The sequence below is a fragment of the Mesorhizobium mediterraneum genome, from assembly GCF_002284565.1.
GTDB lineage: Bacteria > Pseudomonadota > Alphaproteobacteria > Rhizobiales > Rhizobiaceae > Mesorhizobium > Mesorhizobium mediterraneum.
This window is the reverse complement of the sequence record NZ_NPKI01000011.1, coordinates 388,018-405,900: the sequence shown is the minus strand read 5'-3', so window position 1 is coordinate 405,900 and position 17,883 is coordinate 388,018. Positions and strand designations below refer to the sequence as shown.

The 17,883-nt window shown below is 63.7% G+C and carries 18 protein-coding genes; 10 read left to right on the top strand and 8 right to left on the bottom strand.

Annotated elements, in window-relative coordinates; translation table 11 throughout:
• Positions 1-107 precede the first annotated feature (107 nt).
• From murA to CIT25_RS07020, 9 genes are all read left to right on the top strand, one after another.
• A complete protein-coding gene (murA, locus tag CIT25_RS07065) occupies positions 108-1,364 on the top strand; it encodes a UDP-N-acetylglucosamine 1-carboxyvinyltransferase (protein WP_095483820.1) in 1,257 nt (418 codons plus the stop codon).
• Positions 1,361-2,251, top strand: coding sequence for a glucosamine kinase nucleotide-binding domain-containing protein (locus CIT25_RS07060; protein WP_095483819.1), 891 nt, complete (start codon positions 1,361-1,363; stop codon positions 2,249-2,251). Before murA ends, CIT25_RS07060 begins: the two co-directional genes overlap by 4 nt.
• Positions 2,252-2,442: 191 nt before the next feature.
• On the top strand, positions 2,443-3,366 hold the full coding sequence (gene murQ, locus CIT25_RS07055) for an N-acetylmuramic acid 6-phosphate etherase (RefSeq protein WP_095483818.1): 924 nt from the start codon (positions 2,443-2,445) through the stop codon (positions 3,364-3,366).
• Positions 3,367-3,492: 126 nt separating this feature from the next.
• Complete coding sequence (locus tag CIT25_RS07050; protein ID WP_095483817.1) at positions 3,493-5,031, top strand: ABC transporter substrate-binding protein; 1,539 nt, start codon at positions 3,493-3,495, stop codon at positions 5,029-5,031.
• Positions 5,032-5,074: 43 nt separating this feature from the next.
• Positions 5,075-6,034, top strand: coding sequence for an ABC transporter permease (locus CIT25_RS07045; RefSeq protein ID WP_095483816.1), 960 nt, complete (start codon positions 5,075-5,077; stop codon positions 6,032-6,034).
• Positions 6,034-6,873, top strand: a complete 840-nt coding sequence (locus CIT25_RS07040; protein ID WP_095483815.1) for an ABC transporter permease — start codon at positions 6,034-6,036, stop codon at positions 6,871-6,873. The genes CIT25_RS07045 and CIT25_RS07040 overlap by 1 nt, the downstream gene beginning before the upstream one ends.
• Complete coding sequence (locus tag CIT25_RS07035; protein WP_095483814.1) at positions 6,870-8,618, top strand: ABC transporter ATP-binding protein; 1,749 nt, start codon at positions 6,870-6,872, stop codon at positions 8,616-8,618. The genes CIT25_RS07040 and CIT25_RS07035 overlap by 4 nt, the downstream gene beginning before the upstream one ends.
• 232 nt (positions 8,619-8,850) lie before the next feature.
• On the top strand, positions 8,851-9,855 hold the full coding sequence (locus CIT25_RS07025) for a serine hydrolase domain-containing protein (protein WP_095483812.1): 1,005 nt from the start codon (positions 8,851-8,853) through the stop codon (positions 9,853-9,855).
• A gap of 7 nt (positions 9,856-9,862) precedes the next feature.
• Entirely contained in the window at positions 9,863-10,978 is a 1,116-nt protein-coding gene (locus CIT25_RS07020; protein ID WP_095483811.1) for an anhydro-N-acetylmuramic acid kinase, read from the top strand.
• Between the two features lie 79 nt (positions 10,979-11,057).
• Here the strand turns inward: CIT25_RS07020 and CIT25_RS07015 are convergent, their stop codons facing one another.
• Positions 11,058-11,483, bottom strand: a complete 426-nt coding sequence (locus CIT25_RS07015; protein ID WP_095483810.1) for a GNAT family N-acetyltransferase — start codon at positions 11,481-11,483, stop codon at positions 11,058-11,060.
• Between the two features lie 162 nt (positions 11,484-11,645).
• Positions 11,646-12,818: an MFS transporter gene (locus CIT25_RS07010; protein WP_095483809.1), complete on the bottom strand. Its 1,173-nt coding sequence runs from the start codon at positions 12,816-12,818 to the stop codon at positions 11,646-11,648.
• A 48-nt stretch (positions 12,819-12,866) separates the two neighbouring features.
• Between CIT25_RS07010 and CIT25_RS07005 the strand changes: the two genes are divergently transcribed.
• Entirely contained in the window at positions 12,867-13,406 is a 540-nt protein-coding gene (locus CIT25_RS07005; protein ID WP_095483808.1) for an Lrp/AsnC family transcriptional regulator, read from the top strand.
• Between the two features lie 73 nt (positions 13,407-13,479).
• On the opposite strand, the gene CIT25_RS07000 is transcribed toward CIT25_RS07005, so the two are convergent.
• The 6 genes from CIT25_RS07000 to CIT25_RS06975 are packed head-to-tail and all read right to left on the bottom strand — an operon-like array spanning position 13,480 to position 17,861.
• Positions 13,480-14,739: an ABC transporter substrate-binding protein gene (locus tag CIT25_RS07000; protein WP_095483807.1), complete on the bottom strand. Its 1,260-nt coding sequence runs from the start codon at positions 14,737-14,739 to the stop codon at positions 13,480-13,482.
• Between the two features lie 53 nt (positions 14,740-14,792).
• A complete protein-coding gene (locus tag CIT25_RS06995) occupies positions 14,793-15,221 on the bottom strand; it encodes a DUF4440 domain-containing protein (protein WP_095484010.1) in 429 nt (142 codons plus the stop codon).
• Positions 15,222-15,229: 8 nt separating this feature from the next.
• Positions 15,230-16,285 (bottom strand): aldo/keto reductase, encoded by a 1,056-nt coding sequence (locus CIT25_RS06990; RefSeq protein ID WP_095483806.1) that lies wholly within the window; start codon positions 16,283-16,285, stop codon positions 15,230-15,232.
• Entirely contained in the window at positions 16,282-16,641 is a 360-nt protein-coding gene (locus CIT25_RS06985) for a TIGR04076 family protein (protein ID WP_095483805.1), read from the bottom strand. The genes CIT25_RS06990 and CIT25_RS06985 overlap by 4 nt, the downstream gene beginning before the upstream one ends.
• On the bottom strand, positions 16,642-17,127 hold the full coding sequence (locus CIT25_RS06980; protein ID WP_095483804.1) for a DUF3830 family protein: 486 nt from the start codon (positions 17,125-17,127) through the stop codon (positions 16,642-16,644). It abuts the gene before it with no gap.
• The gene (locus CIT25_RS06975) at positions 17,124-17,861 is read right to left on the bottom strand and encodes a GntR family transcriptional regulator (protein ID WP_095483803.1); all 738 of its coding nucleotides are present in this window, start codon (positions 17,859-17,861) and stop codon (positions 17,124-17,126) included. Before CIT25_RS06975 ends, CIT25_RS06980 begins: the two co-directional genes overlap by 4 nt.
• Between the last annotated feature and the right edge of the window lie 22 nt (positions 17,862-17,883).

Genomic DNA, 17,883 nt, shown 5'->3' with positions numbered 1-17,883 from the left:
GAATGATCCATCGACTCTCGAGCCGATGCGACCGGCCCAGATTCGGGCATGAAAGATCGCCTGCGAGCGCGTAAGCTCGTACACATATCAGGTCAGGTTCCAGAGCCATGGACAAATTGCGGATCGTCGGCGGACAGCGGCTGCTAGGCGCGGTGACCATCTCCGGCGCGAAGAACGCGGCTCTGCCACAGATAGCGGCAGCGCTGCTCAGCCCCTATCCGCTGGAGCTGACGAACCTGCCTGATGTGACCGATGTGGAAAATATGCTTGGCGTGGTGAGACTGCACGGCGCCGAGATCACCAGATCAGCCCATGCCGCCACCATCGATACAAGTGGTGCCCTCTCGAAGGAGACATCTTACGACACGGTGAGGCGCATGCGCGCGACGGTGCTTGTTCTCGGCCCGCTGCTTGCCCGCTTCGGCCATGCCAGGGTTTCGCTGCCCGGCGGATGCGCGATCGGCGCACGGCCGATCGACATGCATGTCGCGGCGCTCGCCGCCCTTGGCGCCGACATTGCCATCGAGAACGGACTGATCGTTGCGTCGGCGCCGGGCGGATTGAGAGGCGCACGCATTGTTCTGAGCTCGCCGTCGGTCGGAGCGACGGAAACCGCGATGATGGCCGCGACCGCGGCGAAGGGCGAGACCGAAATTCTCAATGCGGCGCGCGAACCGGAGGTGGCGGATCTCGCCGCCTGCCTGAACGCCATGGGCGCCCGGATCGAAGGCGCCGGCACGCACCGCATCCTGATCGAGGGCAGCAGCAACTGGCGTGCTGCCACGCACGACATCATCCCGGACCGGATCGAGGCCGGCACCTACGCGATTGCCGCGGCCATCACCGGCGGCCAGCTCGAGCTGACCCATGCGCGGCTCGAGCACATGGCATCGGTGGTGCAGCTGCTCGAGGCCACTGGTGTGAAGGTCTGGCCCGGCGACCGTGGACTGATCGTATCGAGGGACGGCTCCCTCAGAGCGGTCGACGTTACGACGGAACCCTATCCTGGCTTTCCGACCGATCTCCAAGCCCAGTTCATGGCGTTGATGTGCTGTGCCGACGGCGCGGCGCTGTTGCGCGAGACGATCTTCGAGAACCGCTTCATGCATGTTCCCGAGCTGATGCGGCTCGGCGCCAATATTAAGCTGCAAGGGACCATGGCGCTGGTGCGCGAAGGCGAGAAGCTGAGGGGCGCGCAGGTGATGGCCACCGATCTGCGCGCCTCCGTCTCGCTGGTGCTGGCGGCGCTGGTTTGCGAAGGCGAGACAGTCATCAACCGGGTCTATCACCTCGACCGCGGCTATGAGCAGCTGGACCGCAAGCTCCGCCTGTGCGGCGCCCAGATCGAGCGGATAAGTGGATGAGTGTCGCCGCGGCGTCTGCGCATTATTTCCTGGGCGTCGACGGCGGCGGAACCGGCTGCCGCGCCCGCATCGAAGACGAAGCGGGAACGGTGCTGGGGCAAGGCTTGTCGGGCCCGGCAACGACGCGGCTCGGCATCGGCGCGGCCTGGGCCTCCGTTGCCAAAGCGTTTGACGCGGCGATCGAGGAGGCGGGTTTCGGGCCGGCGGAGATCGCCCGGATCCGGGCAGGAATTGGCCTCGCCGGCATCGGGCGCAAGGGTGCGCTGGAGGCGTTTCGGGCGATTGCACATCCCTTTGCCAGCATCGACTTCGTCAGCGACGGCGTCGGCGCCTGCCTTGGTGCGCATTCGGGCCAGGACGGCGCCATTGTCATTGCCGGCACCGGCTCCATCGGCATCGGTTTTGTCGACGGGCGCGACCTGCGCGTCGGTGGCTACGGCTTTCCGATCTCCGACGAGGGAAGCGGCGCCGACCTTGGGCTGAAGGCCGTGCAGCTCGCCTTGCGCGCCCACGATGGCCGGCACGAGCGCACGGCGCTGCTGACGGAGGTCATGCAGCGTTTCAAGGACGACCCGATCGAGGCGGTCGCCTGGATGGACCGCGCCACAGCGACCGACTATGCGGCCTTCGCACCCATGGTGATCCGCCACGCCGACCAGGGAGATCCGGTCGGACGACGCATCGTGCAAGGTGCGGCCGAGCAAGTCGATACTTTCGTGCGGGTGCTTTTCGAAAAAGGCGCGCCACGGTTGACGTTGCTGGGAGGGTTGTCCAGCCCGCTCGAGCCGTGGCTTTCTCCCGACGTCCGCCGGCGTCTGAAACCCGCCGATGGCGACGCGGTTTCAGGGGCCATCATCCTGGCCAAAAAGTCTCTTGGCGGCCGATAGCGTCCCAACACAAGGAATGGAATATTATATTCCACTGTCCGTTGACACTGCGAATAATCAATTTTAGAAAGTTAACAAAGCAGAAACCGGGACAGCCGACACGAAGCCAATGCCAACCACTGGCACTGGTCGACGCTTGGCGCGGCATCACATTAGTACTTGCTGGCGGCAAGAACTTTGAAAGCAAGCGGATGAGCGAACAAGGGTTGATGTCGGAGCTGGAGCGGTTGGTTTCCGAGGATCGGAACCCGAAGACGATGGATATCGACCTACTGCCGACCATCGATATCCTGCGCAAGATCAATGATGAGGACAGAGGCGTGCCGGCCGCCGTCGAAAAGGTCATCCCGGAAATCGCCGCCGCCGTAGACCGGATCGTGGGTGCGTTCCAGAAAGGTGCGCAGCTTGTCTATATGGGTGCCGGCACGAGCGGCCGGCTGGGGGTCCTCGACGCTTCGGAGTGTCCGCCGACCTTCGGCGTGCCCGAGAGCATGGTGGTGGGCCTGATCGCAGGCGGCGCTGACGCGCTGGTGCGGTCCGCCGAGGGCGCGGAGGATGATCCAAAACAGGGCATGAAGGCTCTGCAGGAGATCAATCTCACCGCCGACGATGTGGTGGTCGGCATCGCGGTCAGCGGGCGAACGCCCTATGTCATCGGCGGCTTAACGTATGCAAGGCAGGTGGGCGCGACGACCGTGGCGCTGTCCTGCAATCCCAGGTCGATCATCGCCGGCCTTGCCGACATCGCCATCTCTCCGCTTGTCGGCCCCGAGGTTCTCAGCGGCTCGACCCGGCTGAAGTCGGGAACGGCGCAAAAGCTCGTCCTCAACATGCTGACGACCGCCAGCATGATCCGCATCGGCAAGAGCTATCAGAACCTGATGGTGGACCTTAACCCCAGCAACAAGAAGCTCGTCGCCAGGGCCGTCCGGATCGTCATGCAGACGACCGGTTGCGCGGCGCAACAGGCACGACAAGCACTCGACCAGACCGACAATGACGTCAAGCTGGCGATACTGGTGACGATCACCGGCATGGGCGTCGAAGAGGCGCGCGAGGCGCTTGGCGCTGCCGGAGGGTTCCTGCGAAAGGCGATAGGCGAAAAGACGGTGTGAAGCCGCATGGATACTGGGCCGACAGACTGGGCCGACATTCTGGGCCGACATTCTGGGGACGCGTGTCTCTTTGAAGCGGTCCGCGGAACTGCAAGGCATCGAGTTCGATCAGAATGGGAGACGACGATGGTACAGCACCTTACGAAGAAACTGCTTTCCGGCATGACGCTACCTGGCATTGCCTTGGCGGCGATGCTCGGCATTGCGGCAGTCCCGGCGCAGGCGAATGCGGCGACGTTGCGGATGGCCTGGTCACAGGACGCCACCGGGCTTGATCCGCACAAGCAGACAGCCTTTTCGTCACTGCGGCTGCTGGAGCTGATCTACGAACCGCTGGTACGGCTCGACGCAAATTTGCAGATCACCCCGGCCATCGCCGATTCCTGGCAGTTCTCGGCGGACGGCAAGGAGCTGACCTTCAAGCTCAATCCGAAAGCAAAATTCCAGAACGGCGCGGCGGTGACGTCGGCCGATGTAAAGGCATCGTTCGAACGGATACTCGACGAGAAGACAAGTGCAGCCGCCCGCGCCAACTTCCTTTCGATCGCCAGCATCGATACGCCAGATTCGGCCACCGTCGTGTTTCACCTGTCGCAGCCGGATGTTCCGATTCTGACGGCGATGAGCGACATCAACGCAGCCATTGTCCCTGCCAGCGAAATCGCCGCCGGCTCGATCGGCACGACGACGATCGGCTCGGGTCCGTTCAAGCTCGAGAAATGGGATCCGAATTCCAAGGAAGTGCTTGTCGCCAACAAAGACTGGGCCGGTGGCGCGACCGGCGTCGACGGCATCGACATCTCGGTGCTTCCGGACGAGACGGCGATCCTGGCGGCGCTGCGCACCAAGCAGGTCGATTTCGCGCTGCTCAACGACCCGCTTGTCGCCACGCTGGTTCCAAAGGAAGCCAGCCTGCAATTGAACCGCGTGCCGGTTCTTGCCTATCACGTGCTGCAGCTCAATCCGTCACGCAAGCCGATGACCGAGCTCAAGGTGCGTCAAGCCATCTCTTGCGCCATCGACCGGCAGGAGGTGCTGGACACCGCCTCGCTTGGCGAAGGCAAGGTCACCGGCCCGCTGACGATCCCTGCTCTGGCGACCGATCCGAACCAATTGTTCTGCTACACGCGCGACGTCGAGAAGGCCAAGAAGCTGATGGCCGAGACCGGCTATGCCGACGGCTTTTCGGCGAGCGTGATCGGCGCCACCGGCGAGCCGCCGACGGCGGCGGCCGAAGCCCAGGTCATCCAGTCGCAGCTCGCCGAAATCGGCGTCAAGCTCGACATCAAGATGATGGAGCTCAATGTCTATGTCGATGCCTGGCTGAAGGGCGACTTCGACATGGCCATCGCCTTGAACGGCGGCAGGGCCGATCCCTACACGATGTACAATCGCTACTGGACCAAGGCCGGAAACTTGCAGAAGGTGGCGAACTATATCGACGACACGCTCGACGGACTGATGCAGAAAGGCCGCACCGAGACCGACCCGGCGGCACGCAAGGTGATCTTTGGCGATTTCGAGAAACATATCACCGAGATGTCGCCCTGGATCTGGCTCTACACCTCGTACAGCTATACGGCCCAGCAGAAGAATGTCGGAGGGTTCGTGCCGGTGCCGACCGGATCGCTGTTCAGCCTCGCCAAGGTAACGCTCCAGCAGTAACCAACTCCGGCTTCGGACCTATCGCCCGAGAGGTATTCTTCGCGTGAACTATCTGATGCGACGGCTGGCGACGTTTCCTCTCGTCCTGATTGGCGTGTCCGTTCTCGTTTTCGTGGCGATCCGGATGGTTCCGGGCGACTCGATCACGGCGATGCTGGGGACCGAAGCCGGCCTCCTTACGCCCGCGCAGCGTGATGCGCTTGCAGCCTATTTCGGCATCGACCAGCCCTGGTTCATCCAGTACTGGCGCTGGGTGCTCGGTCTCTTGCACGGCAATCTGGGCATCTCGGTCACCTATGGCAAGCCGGTCCTCGACGTTATCCTCGAGCGCTTCCCGCTCACGCTCGAGCTTGCGCTGCTGGCGATGATCATCGCGCTTGCGGTCGGCATGCCGGCGGGGGTTTTCGCCGCCACCCACAATGAGAAGCTGTCGGATCTCGGCGTGCGCGTGGTCGCTATGATCGGTCAGTCGACGCCGAATTTCGTTCTTGCCCTGCTGATCATCTACACGCTGTCCGCCGGTTTTGGCGTGCTGCCGACGATGGGCGCGTTTTCGCCACTGTGGCAGGATCCGCTGCGCAATCTGAGCCAGCTGCTGCTGCCCGCGGTCACGCTAGGATTTGCCTTCGCGGCCTCGGTAACCCGCATATCGCGTTCGGCCATGCTCGACGTGCTGAGCGACGACTATGTCAGGACGGCCCGCAGCAAGGGCGCCTCCAACCGAACCGTCATCTGGCGCCACGCCCTGCCGAATGCGCTGATCCCAGTCGTCACGCTGAGCGGCATCGAGTTCGGCTACCTCCTGGGCGGCGCCGTCATCGTTGAGCAGATCTATGCGCTGCCGGGTCTCGGACGCATGATCCTGGATGCGATCCTGCAGCGCGACTATGCGCTGGTGCAGGGAAGCGTCCTGTTCATCGCTTTCAATTTCATGATCGTCAATCTCCTGGTCGACCTCGCCTATGTCGCGCTCGATCCGCGCATCCGGCTGGGGGAGCGCTGATGCGTATTCTGCGCGCCATCTTCGCGCATACCAGCGGCCGGATCGGCGGCGCGATCGTCGCGCTCTATCTGCTGCTTGCGATCCTCGGAATGCTGGGACTGACGCCGCACAATCCGCTGATGCAGTATCGCGTCGACCGGCTGCATGCGCCCGACAGCGCCTACTGGATGGGCACGGACCTGTTCGGCCGCGATGTGGCAAGCCGGCTAATGACCGGGATCGGCCAATCCTTCACGGTGGCGTTCTTCTCGGTCGCTTTCGCAACGCTCGCCGGCACCGTTCTCGGGCTGGCGGCAGCGTGGTTCGGACGCCGCTGGGACGGCCTGCTCATGCGCGTCATGGACGTGCTGCTGGCGTTCCCGGCGATCCTTCTGGCGTTGCTGATCGTCACGGTTGCGGGGCCGGGAACATGGACCAGCATCGTTGCCATCGCCATCGTCTACACGCCGATCTTCACGCGCGTCGTGCGCGGCCCTGCCCTGTCGCTCAAGGCGCGTGAATTCGTCGACGCCGCGCGCACCTTCGGCTCCAGCTCAAGCTACATCCTGACCCGGCATCTGCTGCTCAACCTCGTGGCGCCGTTGACCGTCCAGGTTACCCTGGCGCTGGCCTGGGCATTGTTGACGGAGGCCGGCTTGAGCTTCCTCGGCCTTGGCACACAGCCGCCCGCCGCGTCGCTCGGACTGATGCTGAGCGACAGCCGCAACCTCATGGAAACAGCTCCCTGGCTGATGATCTTCCCGGGTCTCGCCATCATGGTCAGCATCCTGGGCTTCAACCTGCTTGGCGATGCCTTGCGCGATATTCTCGATCCGAAGATGCGGAGGTCGATCGCGTGATGCCGCTTCTGTCCATCACCGACCTGCGCGTCGGCTTCGGCCGCAACCCTGAAGCCAATGAGGTCGTTCGCGGCGTCGGTTTCGACCTCGCCGAAGGCGAGACACTGGCAATCGTCGGCGAAAGTGGCTCGGGCAAGTCGGTCACCGCGCTGTCGATCAACCGCCTCGTCGACTATGGCGGCGGCCGCATCACCGGCGGCTCGATCAAGCTGAGACGGGCCGACAACAGCGTCTTCGACCTGTTGACGGCGACCGAGCCGCAACTGACAAAGATCCGCGGCGCCGAGATCGGCATGATTTTCCAGGAGCCGATGACCTCGCTCAATCCGGTGCTGACCATCGGCACGCAGATCGAGGAATCGTTTCGCCTGCATCGCGGCCTGACCGGCCGGCAGGCTACGGCTGCAGCGAAGGATGCGCTCGATCGCGTGCGCATTCCGGATGCGGCGCGGCGGCTGGAATACACACCGAACCAGCTGTCGGGCGGGATGCTGCAGCGCGTGATGATCGCCATGGCGCTCGCCTGCAATCCGCGCCTGCTCATAGCTGACGAGCCGACGACGGCGCTTGACGTGACGGTGCAGGCGCAGATCATGGCGCTGCTCGCCGAGCTCAAGCGGGAAACCGGCATGTCGATGATCTTCATCACGCACGACATCGGCCTGGTCGCCGGCATCGCCGACAAGATCATGGTGATGCAGGGCGGCGAGGCCGTCGAGCAGGGCGAGTTGAACCAGATACTCGACCATCCGCAGCACCCCTACACGCAGCATCTGCTGCACGCCGTGCCGCATTTCGCCAGCGGTCGCGCGACGCGCTCGGACGGGCGACGCGAACAGGACAAAGGCACCGAGCCGGCGCTGAAGGTCGACGGCCTGGTGGTGCGGTTTCCGGTCAAATCAGGTTTCTTCGGCCGCGCCAGCGGCGCCGTGCATGCGGTCGACGGCGTCGATTTCGACCTGATGCCCGGCGAGACACTGGCCATCGTCGGCGAGAGCGGCTCCGGCAAATCCACCACCGCGCGCGCGATCCTGGGGCTTGTGCGGTCGACGCGCGGCACATTCTCGGCCGGCGCGCGGAAGGCTGCCGCCGAGCAGAGCGCCCTGCCAGTGCAGATGGTGTTCCAGAACCCCTACGCTTCGCTCAATCCCAGGCTCAGCATCGCCAGCATTCTGGCGGAACCGGTGATCGCCACCGGCGGCCGTGTGAACGCGCAGACGCGGACGAAAATGGCCGCGCTGCTGAAACGCGTCGGCCTGCCGGAAAGTAGTCTTGAACGATACCCGCACGAATTCTCGGGCGGCCAGCGGCAAAGACTGTGCATCGCCCGCGCGCTGATGCTCAACCCTTCCGTCGTCGTCCTGGACGAAGCGGTCTCCGCGCTCGATGTCTCGGTGCAGGCCAGGGTTCTGGAGCTGTTGGTCGAACTGCAGCGCGAGTTCGGGCTGGCCTATCTGTTCATTTCGCATGACATGGCTGTCGTCGAGCGGATCGCCCACCGCATCGCGGTCATCTATGCCGGCCAGATCGTCGAGATCGGCGACGCCACATCGGTGTTGTCGGAGCCGAAGCATTCCTACACGAAGAAGCTCATTGCGGCGGTTCCCACCATCGACCGGCGGCGCGAGCATTTCGAACTGGACACGCGCCAGGTCCCCTCGCTTGTGCGGCCGCTGGGATTTGAACCGGAGCCGGCGAGGTGGGATGAGTTCGGGCCGGATCACAGAGCGAGGGTGGAAGCGTGATGCATGTCGCCCAAAATTATCCAGACGCAGCGGGACAGCACCCCCCTCTGTCCTGCCGGACATCTCCCCCTCAAGGGGGGAGATTGGATATCGCCTTAGGTTTCGCCAATTTTCAACGCGGAAAGAAATGGACGGCGGCGCCAAAACTGCCAATCTCCCCCCTTGAGGGGGAGATGTCCGGCAGGACGGAGGGGGGTGTCGTAAAGCGCCAAGTTTCGAGCGGAGGCTGGCATTGACCGACCTCGCCCACTTCTTCGACCGCGCCTTCGCCCCTCTCGAAGCGGCGGTGGCTGCCTCACGCATTCCCGGCGGCGTGCTCGGCATGGTCGATCGGCATGGCGACCGCTTCGTCCGGGCAATCGGCTCGGCTCAAATCGTGCCGAAGGTGCGGCCGATGCATGTCGAAACCTGGTTCGATCTCGCCTCGTTGACCAAAATCATCTTCACGACGCCACGCATCCTGGCGCTGGCGGAGGAAGGCGTCATCGATCTCGATGCACCGCTGATCTCGGTTCTATCCGACCTGCGCCAATATGATGAAAAGGCCTGGGAGCGGAAGGTGACGTTTCGCCAGTGCCTCGGCCATCAGACGCCGTTTCCCGCCGTTGCGCCAATCTACACCTACGGGCGCGACCTCGAGCTGTTGCGCGCCTTCGTCCTGCAGCGCGAATGGCAGGCCGGGGAACCGGTCTATTCCGACATCAATTTTATCCTGCTCGGCTTTGCCCTGGAGCGCGTGTCGGGAAAGGCCATCCGCGAGATGGACCCCGGCCCGGGCTTTGCGTTCTCCGCCGAGCCGGATGCCTCGGCGGCGACGGAAGACTGCACCTGGCGTCATCGCGTGCTCTGCGGCGAGGTCCACGACGACAATTGCTCGGCGCTGCAAGGTGGGGGTCACGCCGGGCTGTTCGGAACGGCGGCGTCTATCCTCGACTTTGCACAAGGGTTGCTGGACGGGACCGGCGCATCCGCGCGTACGATCACGCTGATGCGCACGCCGTTGTCCGCGACCCGCACCCATGGCTGGGAGCAGCCCTATGAAGGCTGGTCCGGCGGCCGGCTGTGCAGCCCTGGGACGATCGGGCATACCGGCTTTACCGGCACCGGGCTGTGGATCGACTTCGACAAAGGCAAGGCATGGACCTTGCTCACCAACCGGATCCATCCGACACGTCATTTCAACAGTGGGATCGCAGCGCTTCGCCAGTCGGTCAGCGATCTCGTCAATGGAGCCTAGGATAGTTATGGAACCAATTTGGGCCGTCGGTCTGATGACCGGCACCGTGCTGGACGGTAATATCGATGTTGCGCTGATCAAGACCGACGGCGAGCGGATTGCGGATTTCGGCACCTACACGCTCGCACCCTACCCCAGATCGATCCGGACCCTGCTGGAGGAGACGCTGGATCAAGCCAGGGCATGGAATTTCACCGGACCGGAGCCGGCGATTTTTCGCGAGGCCGAACAGGCGCTGACGCGCGCCCAGTCCGCGGCGGTCAAGAACCTGGTCGAAAGCTACGGTCTGACGATGGCCGATATTGGGGTCGTCGGCTTCCATGGCCAGACCGTGCTGCATCGCGCGCCGCAAGTCGGCCGGCTCGGCCAGACCCGCCAGCTCGGCGATGGCGCGTTGATGCATGCCATTCTGGGTACCAAAGTGGCCTATGATTTCCGCTCGGCCGACATGCGCGCCGGTGGCCAGGGCGCGCCGCTGTCGGCGGCCTATCACGCCGCGTTGCTGCGCGATGCCGACGCCAGCGGCGACACGGCCGTGCTCAATCTCGGTGGCGTTGCCAATATCACCTGGTGGGACGGCAAGGATAATGTCGTCGCCTTCGACACGGGACCGGCCAATGCGCCGTTGAACGATTTCATCAAGTCGAAAGGGCTTGGCGAGATGGACCGCGATGGCGCATTGGCCCGCGCCGGCACCGTCGACGAAGCCCGGCTGGCCAAGCTCTTGCAGCATCCCTATCTGGCCAAGCCCTATCCAAAATCGCTGGACCGGTTCGATTTCGGCGCGGCCATGGCGGATGGAATGAACGCTGAGGATGGCGCAGCACTGCTGACGGCCTTCACGGTCGCCGCCGTCGGCAAAGCGCTCGACCTTCTGCCGCATCGGCCGAAGCGGCTGGTGGTCAGCGGCGGCGGCCGCCACAACCCGACGATCATGGCCATGCTTGCCAGCCGCGCCGGCGTCGAAGCGGTGCCGGCGGAGGCGCTCGGCTGGAAAGGTGACGCAGTGGAGGCGGAGTGCTTCGCCTTCCTTGCGGTCCGCGTGCTCAGGGGCCTGCCGATCAGCTTCCCGACCACCACCGGTGTGCCACAGCCGATGCGCGGCGGGCGCCTTGCCGGCTAACTAGAGCAAGATGAGATCAGGTTGGTCATTTTGCCGGGCTGGTTTGGGCCAAATCCTTCGGGCTTCGGCTCGACCGTACTCAAGCCAACAATTTCTTCTGCAGGAAGACGCGGCTGCGGCCAACGGGAAAATCGGGAAGCACGCCGAAAGGCCGATATCCCTGACGCTCATAGGCCTTGGCCGCTTTCGGATTGAACGTGTCGATCAGGGCGCCGTGACAGCCGCGCGCGACGGCTTCCTGTTCGGCCGCATCCAGCATATTGCCGGCCATGTGCTGGCCGCGCAGGCGCTCATCAACCCAGAGCCATTGCACATAGAGCCAGCCCCAGGCGGTGTATCCCGAGATACCGGCGACAACGGCGCCATGCTCATCGCGCACGAACACCGCGAGCGCCTTCCTGTTGGCCGGACCGACATCGCTGTCGTTGAACGCGCTGAGCCGCTCCCCGAGAAAAGCGAGCTCTCTCGGCGAAGGGTCTGCGGTGGTTTCAAGCGTCGTGTTCATCCCATGTCCAGACGGGCTCGCAGCCGGATATCCGTATACAGCGCCGCGCGTCCTTCCGGACTGTGGCACTTTCATTTGCATTTATCGAAGGACAGGAGGGAGGCGCAAGCTCTGCCGCTTGCCGCCGCGTGGCTCAAACCGGCGACTTGCGATGGTCCGCGACTACCGCGGCGAATGCCACGCCGCCGCCGAAGCGGCAACCAGCATGAGCAACGCTGCGACCACGGCCGATGCCGCAAAGCCAAAGCTGGAATAAAGCGGTCCGAAGGCCGTGGTGCCGACAAACACCGCGAGATAGGTCACTGCGCTGTTCAAACCCATGATGGTGCCGCGCCGCGCCGGGTCGAGCGCCGAAAGGCGCATCACCAGGACGTTCAGCCCGAAATGATTGGCAAGGCCCCAGACCGCCACCATCGCGATGGTCAGATGAAAACTACTGCTTGACGCGGCAAGCGCGACATAGACGATCGCGACCAGAAGATAGGCGAACGGCATGACGCGGCGCGCTCCAATGCGATCGATCACGCCGTCAAGAAGTGCCGCCGTGCCGAAGCCGGCGCCATAGGCGAGCGCGGCCAGCCCATTGGCGCTGACCGGCCGTCCCAAGCCATTGTGAAGGTGATCGCCGAGATAGCCATAGACACCGTAAAAGGCGGTCATGAAGGCGCCGCAGGCCACCAGAAGCGGCACTATGCCGGGAACGGCCAAAGCGCCGAGCGGTGTCGGCGCCGGACCGCTCTTCCTGACGTCGCTCAGCGACGTCAGCGTAAGGCCGGTCAACGCGAGCGCCGCAAGGACCGCGACCGCCGCAAAAACGGCGCGCCAATGCAGCAGATCGGCAAGCACCGCCGATAGCGAAACGCCGGCTACCATGCTCAGCGTCCATCCGGTCAGCACGACGCCGATCGTCCCGCTTTCGCGGCCAAGTGGCGCGATCGCTGCGGCGCTGGCATAGATTGCCGGCATGGCGATACCGGCGGCGATGCCGGCGAGAAGCTGGGCCGCAACCAGCGCCGTCACCGTCGGCGCGGCGGCGCTGGCGAGAAGCGCTATCGCCAGCAGCAGCAAGGCCCCTTGCAGCATGCGGCGAGCGCCAAGCCGATCGATATAGCGCGCCAGGAACAAGGCGCTTGCGGATGTTCCGAGGCCGAACGCAGCGGACGCGATCATGACGGCCGGCACGCTTGTCGCAAACGACGCGGCCACCGCCGGTGCTATCGGACCGAGAACCAGCGAGTTGGAGCCGATCACGGCGATGCATCCAGTGAGCAGATAAGCGAGCGCCGGGATAGGCGGCCTAGCCGTCAATGTTGCGACTTGATCACTGTTCGACATATGGCAATAATGACCGTATTAAATTCTGTATCAATAAGGAATTTCATTATGGACGAAGAAACAGATGGCATTCCGCAGAACAGGCCTGCCGCCCGCGACATCGACGCCACCGACCGAAAAATATTAGGCGTTCTGGTCGATGACGCCACGATCAGCTATGCCGAGCTCGGCGAACGCGTCGGCCTGTCGCCGCCGGCAGCCCATGAACGGGTGAAGCGGCTTCGGCGCAGCGGCGCCATCCGCAACACCGCGGCGATCATCGATCCCAAGGCGGTGCGCAAGCCGCTACTCGCTTTCGTGCACATCGACACCAAGGGCTGGGGAAAGACCCCCGAACTGATGGCGATTTCCGAGCACCCCGAAGTCGAGGAGATTCATTCGGTGGCCGGCGACACATGCATGCTGATCAAAGTCCGCACCGAGGACACTCGGGCGCTCGAAGGCCTGCTGTCGCGGCTTTACGAAACGCCCGGCGTCACCTCGACGCGAAGCTACGTGGTTTTGTCGACCTATCTGGAGCGGCCGGTGCAGCCCGGGATCACGACGGAGTGGCCGACACCCCGGCACATGGCCAAGCCGCTATACTAGCTGAGCGTGCGAGTCGGGACGGTGGTGTCCGGCATCAACCTCAATGAAATGATGCCGGACAGATATAGGCGCCTTACTGAAGCTTCGCCTGCAGGGCGTTGACGTCATCCGTCGTCATTTCGCCATCGGACGTCACCTTGCCGTCGACGATCTTCCAGAGGCGGAACGGGCCGGTGATGTCGCCGTATTTGTCGAAGGCGACCGGGCCGATGACGCCTTCGTAGCGGATCGGCTTGCCATCCTTGATCAGGCCGAGCGCCTTGGCGAACTCGTCCTTGCCGGCATAGATCGGCGTGCCGGCCGGGTCGACCGCCTTGTACATGGCCTCCTTGATCTTGGCCGGATCCTCGGACCCGGCAATAGCGATTGCCAATCCGACGATGGCGCCGGCATCATAGGACCGGTCGGCCGCCGGGTTCGACGGTTCGATGCCCGAAAATTCCTTGTAGTTCTTGGTGAAATACTCGGTCGATGCGGTCGGGCTGGTGCCCGAGGAAGTGCCATAAGCGTCCTTCAAATAATCGGCGCCGACGGATTCGATGAAGTCCGGGCTGTTCATGCCGTCATTGAGCAGGAATTTCTGGACACCGCCCTGCGAGATCCAGGTACGGGCGATGGTCGCGCCGTCGACAGGCGTGCTGACGAGATAAAGCCCGTCGGGCTCGCCGGCCATGGCCGCCGTGACTTCGGACGCATAGCTCGACTGCTTTTCATTGTAGGGCGTGTCGGAGACGATGGTGCCGCCGAGCGCCTTATAGGCGCGCGAGAATTCCGCCACCATGTTGACGCCGAAGTCGTTGTTGACGTGGATGACCGACAGCTTCTTGAAGCCCTTGTCGATGTCATATTTGGCCGCGGCGACGCCCTGCAGCGCATCCGAGGTGATGGTGCGGAAGAAGATGCCATTGGTCTTGCCGTCGCGCCCGAGCGCCGTCAGCGTCGGCGACGAGGAAGCCGGCGAGACCTGGACGATCTTGGCCGGAGCGGTGACCGACGTCAGGATCGGGATCGACACCGAGGAGATGATGCCGCCGATGATCACCGGCACCTTCTTGACCTGCACGAGCTGGGTTGCGGCGTCGACCGCAATGTTGCCCTGGCTCTGACTGTCACGCGTGTCGGTGGCGAGATCGCAACCGCGCACGCCGCCGGCGTCGTTGATATCGCGGAAGGCCATTTCGACCGACTTGGCGCCGGCCTGGCCGTATTCGCCGGCCGGACCGGTCAGTTCCATGACGAGGCCGACCGTGATCTTGCAATCGGCGGCTTGCGCTGCACCGGCGGCTGTCAGCAGAGCCAGCGCGGTGGTGATCTGAAGTATCGTCTTTGTCACTGTTGTTCCCCTTTCGTTACACGACACTGATTCAATTCATGTCTTGAGCCTGTTCAGCCTTCCGACACCTGCAGCCAGGTTTCATGCAGATGTCGCCATTCAACGCCATTGGGCGCCGATGAACTGGTGGTGAAAACGGCACTCGAGCGACGGCGGCTGTGCTTGCCGGCGCGCTGCTGCGTTTCGACGTAGCAGAGGACGATCGCGTCGTCGGCCTGCCAGCTGGCCCTGATGTCTTCGATCGAAATGGTGAAGTCGCCATCACAGGTAGCGCGGCTTACCCTGACGTGGTCGACCACTGCGTCACGATCGAGGATCTGGCCGTCCGGCGCAACCATGCAGAAACTTTCGTTCATGACGCGTTCGAAGCGGCTGAAATCCGCCCTGTCCGCGCTTCCTGCAACGAACCAGTCGACGAAAAAGCGGTGAAGATCGACGACCTCGGCGCTCGCGCGGGAAAGCAGAGAGGACTTCTCGTCCATGGCGGCGCTCATATCCGGCCTGCGTTCAAATTGTAGTGCATGATCGAGCCGTGGCGGCCGTGGCGGTCCCGTTCCAGCGTGTAGACGTCACCTAATGGCCCACGGCTTTGCGCGATCACGGCGGCGATCCGCGCCCGGTCGTCGGCGTCGAGCACCACGTCCATAATCCTAGCATTGGCAAGGGCGTGCGCCTGGTTGCGGGCGCCGACGATGACGGCCGCCACTTGCGGCTGCTCCAGCACCCAGGCACTGGCGATGGTGGCGATGTCGACGCCATGGCGGTCGGCGACGGCCTTCAATGTGCGAAGCAACTCCTGGAAAAGCTCCCAGCCACCGAAGTCGTCGATGATCAGCTTGTATTTGACCAGCGACCGGTTTTCGAGGGGCGTCTGCGGCTCGGCAGCATCAAGCCATTTTTCGCTCAGGAAGCCGCCTGCCACCGAACCATAGCAGAGGAAACTGACGCCGTTTTGCTTGGCGAGTGCCGCGAGGCTGTTGGCCGGCCGCTGGTCGAGCACGGAGTATTGCAGTTGCTGACTGACCAGCGGCACCCCGGCGGCCAGGATCTCGGCCAAATGCGGCGTATCGAAATTGGTGGTGCCGACATTGCGCACCTTGCCTTCCAGGCGAAGGTCATTGAGCCAGCCCATCGCGTCGACATAGCCGGGCAGCGCATAATCCCACCAGTGGAACTGCACGAGATCGAGCCGCTCCGTCTTCAGCCGCCGCAGCGACTGGTCGACGATGCCCCTGATATAGTCGCGGCTGATGTTTGCAAGCCTTTCCAGGTCAGGCACCAGCTTGGTGTGAACCTTCATTTTGGCGGCGGCGTCGAGGCCGCGCTCATTGGCAAGCCGCAGCCGCGCCGCGCCGATCAGCTCCTCGACGCCGGTATAGATATCGGCGCAATCATAGGTCCTGATGCCGGCGTCGAAAGTGGCGATCAGGTCGGTCACCGCCTGTTGGCGATCGATCGCGCCATGCCCGCCGGCAAGCTGCCAGCCGCCGCGGATGACGCGTGAGATCGTATAGCCGGGGCTGAGCTCGAAGGACTTTTCGGTCATCTCTGGTCATTCTCCTTCGGCAGCGGCACCGCCGTGGTTTCGGCGTGGCTGAACCGCCGCTTGCCCGTCCTGACGATCCTCAGCCGGCTGGCGCAATTGGGATCGGGGCAGGCGATCTCGGCGTCTGATGTCATCCAGTCGTTCTTGTGGGTCGGGCGCTGTTTTGCCGCGAGCAGCGGCAGCACGGCTGATATCGAATAGATCGAAAAACCCTGCCCCGCCGGCATCGACAGCATCTCACCCTTGAGCTCGAAATAGTCACCCGCCTTGGCGCCGCAATAGATCGGCTTGCCCTCGGGGATAACCGCCTCGACACGAAGATCGAAGAGTTCGAAACTGTCGTCGTCCTCAGCCATTCATATCTCCACACGAGTGAAGGTGATGTCGCAAGCGCCGTTGCGGCGGATCACGCCGCAGGCGGCGGCGAACCGGTCGCGCTCCTCGGGACGCACCTGCGCGACCACGCTTCCGGCAAGCCAGCCGATCGGGAACAGCAGGCGCGCGCCCTGTCCGTAAAACAACCCGATGTCGAAAATCGCATTCGGACTGCCGCCCCACATGCGGGGCGGCACGTAGGATAGCACGATGTCGCCCGGCTGCGGCGTCAGCGTTGCATTCTCCGCCGGCAGGGGCCTGGCATAGGTTTGGCCCTCAATATCCGCTGACGGAACCGGGCAGGAGATCTCCGGCCCCGTCCACATCGCATGGATGCCGGCAACGACGCGCGGCTGCTCGAGATAGGCCAGCAGGAAGGCAGCGTTGTCAGGCGCCTTTTCAGGCAACAGCAACGCCGTCACGGAAAGCTTTGAACGTTCCTCAGTGATCCTGATGGCAGGCGTCATGCCCTCAATCCTTCTTTGCTTGCGGATTGGAGCTTGTCGCGCAGGAAGGCGAAAGGCCGGCTGATGTCGGCCACCAGCGCCTCGCGCGCCGCTTGCGCATCCTGCCTCGCAAGCGCTGCGACGATGCTGCGATGGTAGTGGGCGGTGTCGACCTCGCCGGCGTCGGAAAAGGCATAGATAGCAACGCGGATGCAGGGTCCTGATTGCAGCCAAAGGCTCTCGATCATCGGGATCAGCACGGCGGAACCGCAGCAGCGGTAGATCTCGAAATGGAAGCTCTGGTTGAGCGTCGCCTCGCGGTCGATATCCTTCTTGTGTTTCAGCGCCCGCATCTCGTCCCACTCGCCGAGCATGGCCTCGACCGAAGCAATCTGGCGCGGGTTCATGCGCGTGGCGGCCAGCGCGATGGCTTCGCCCTCGATCAGGGAACGGGCGCGCAAGAGATCGTCGATCCGCTCCAGCGTGATCGGCGGCACGCGCACGGAGCGGTTGGGAAGCGCTTCCAGCGCCTTCTCCGTGATCAGTCGTCCGAGCGCCTCGCGCACCGGCATGGTGCTGGTGACCAGCGCGTCGGCGAGGCCGCGGATGGTCAGCACCTGGCTCGGCTCGAAGAGGCCGCCGATCAAGGCGCGACGCAGCTCCGAATAGACGCGATCCTGCACCGTCTCGCGGCCGACCGGCGTAAGCTGGGCTGCGATCGTTTCATTGTTCCGTTCGATGGCGGCCTTCTGCATGGGAAGTCCCGGTCTTGGCCCG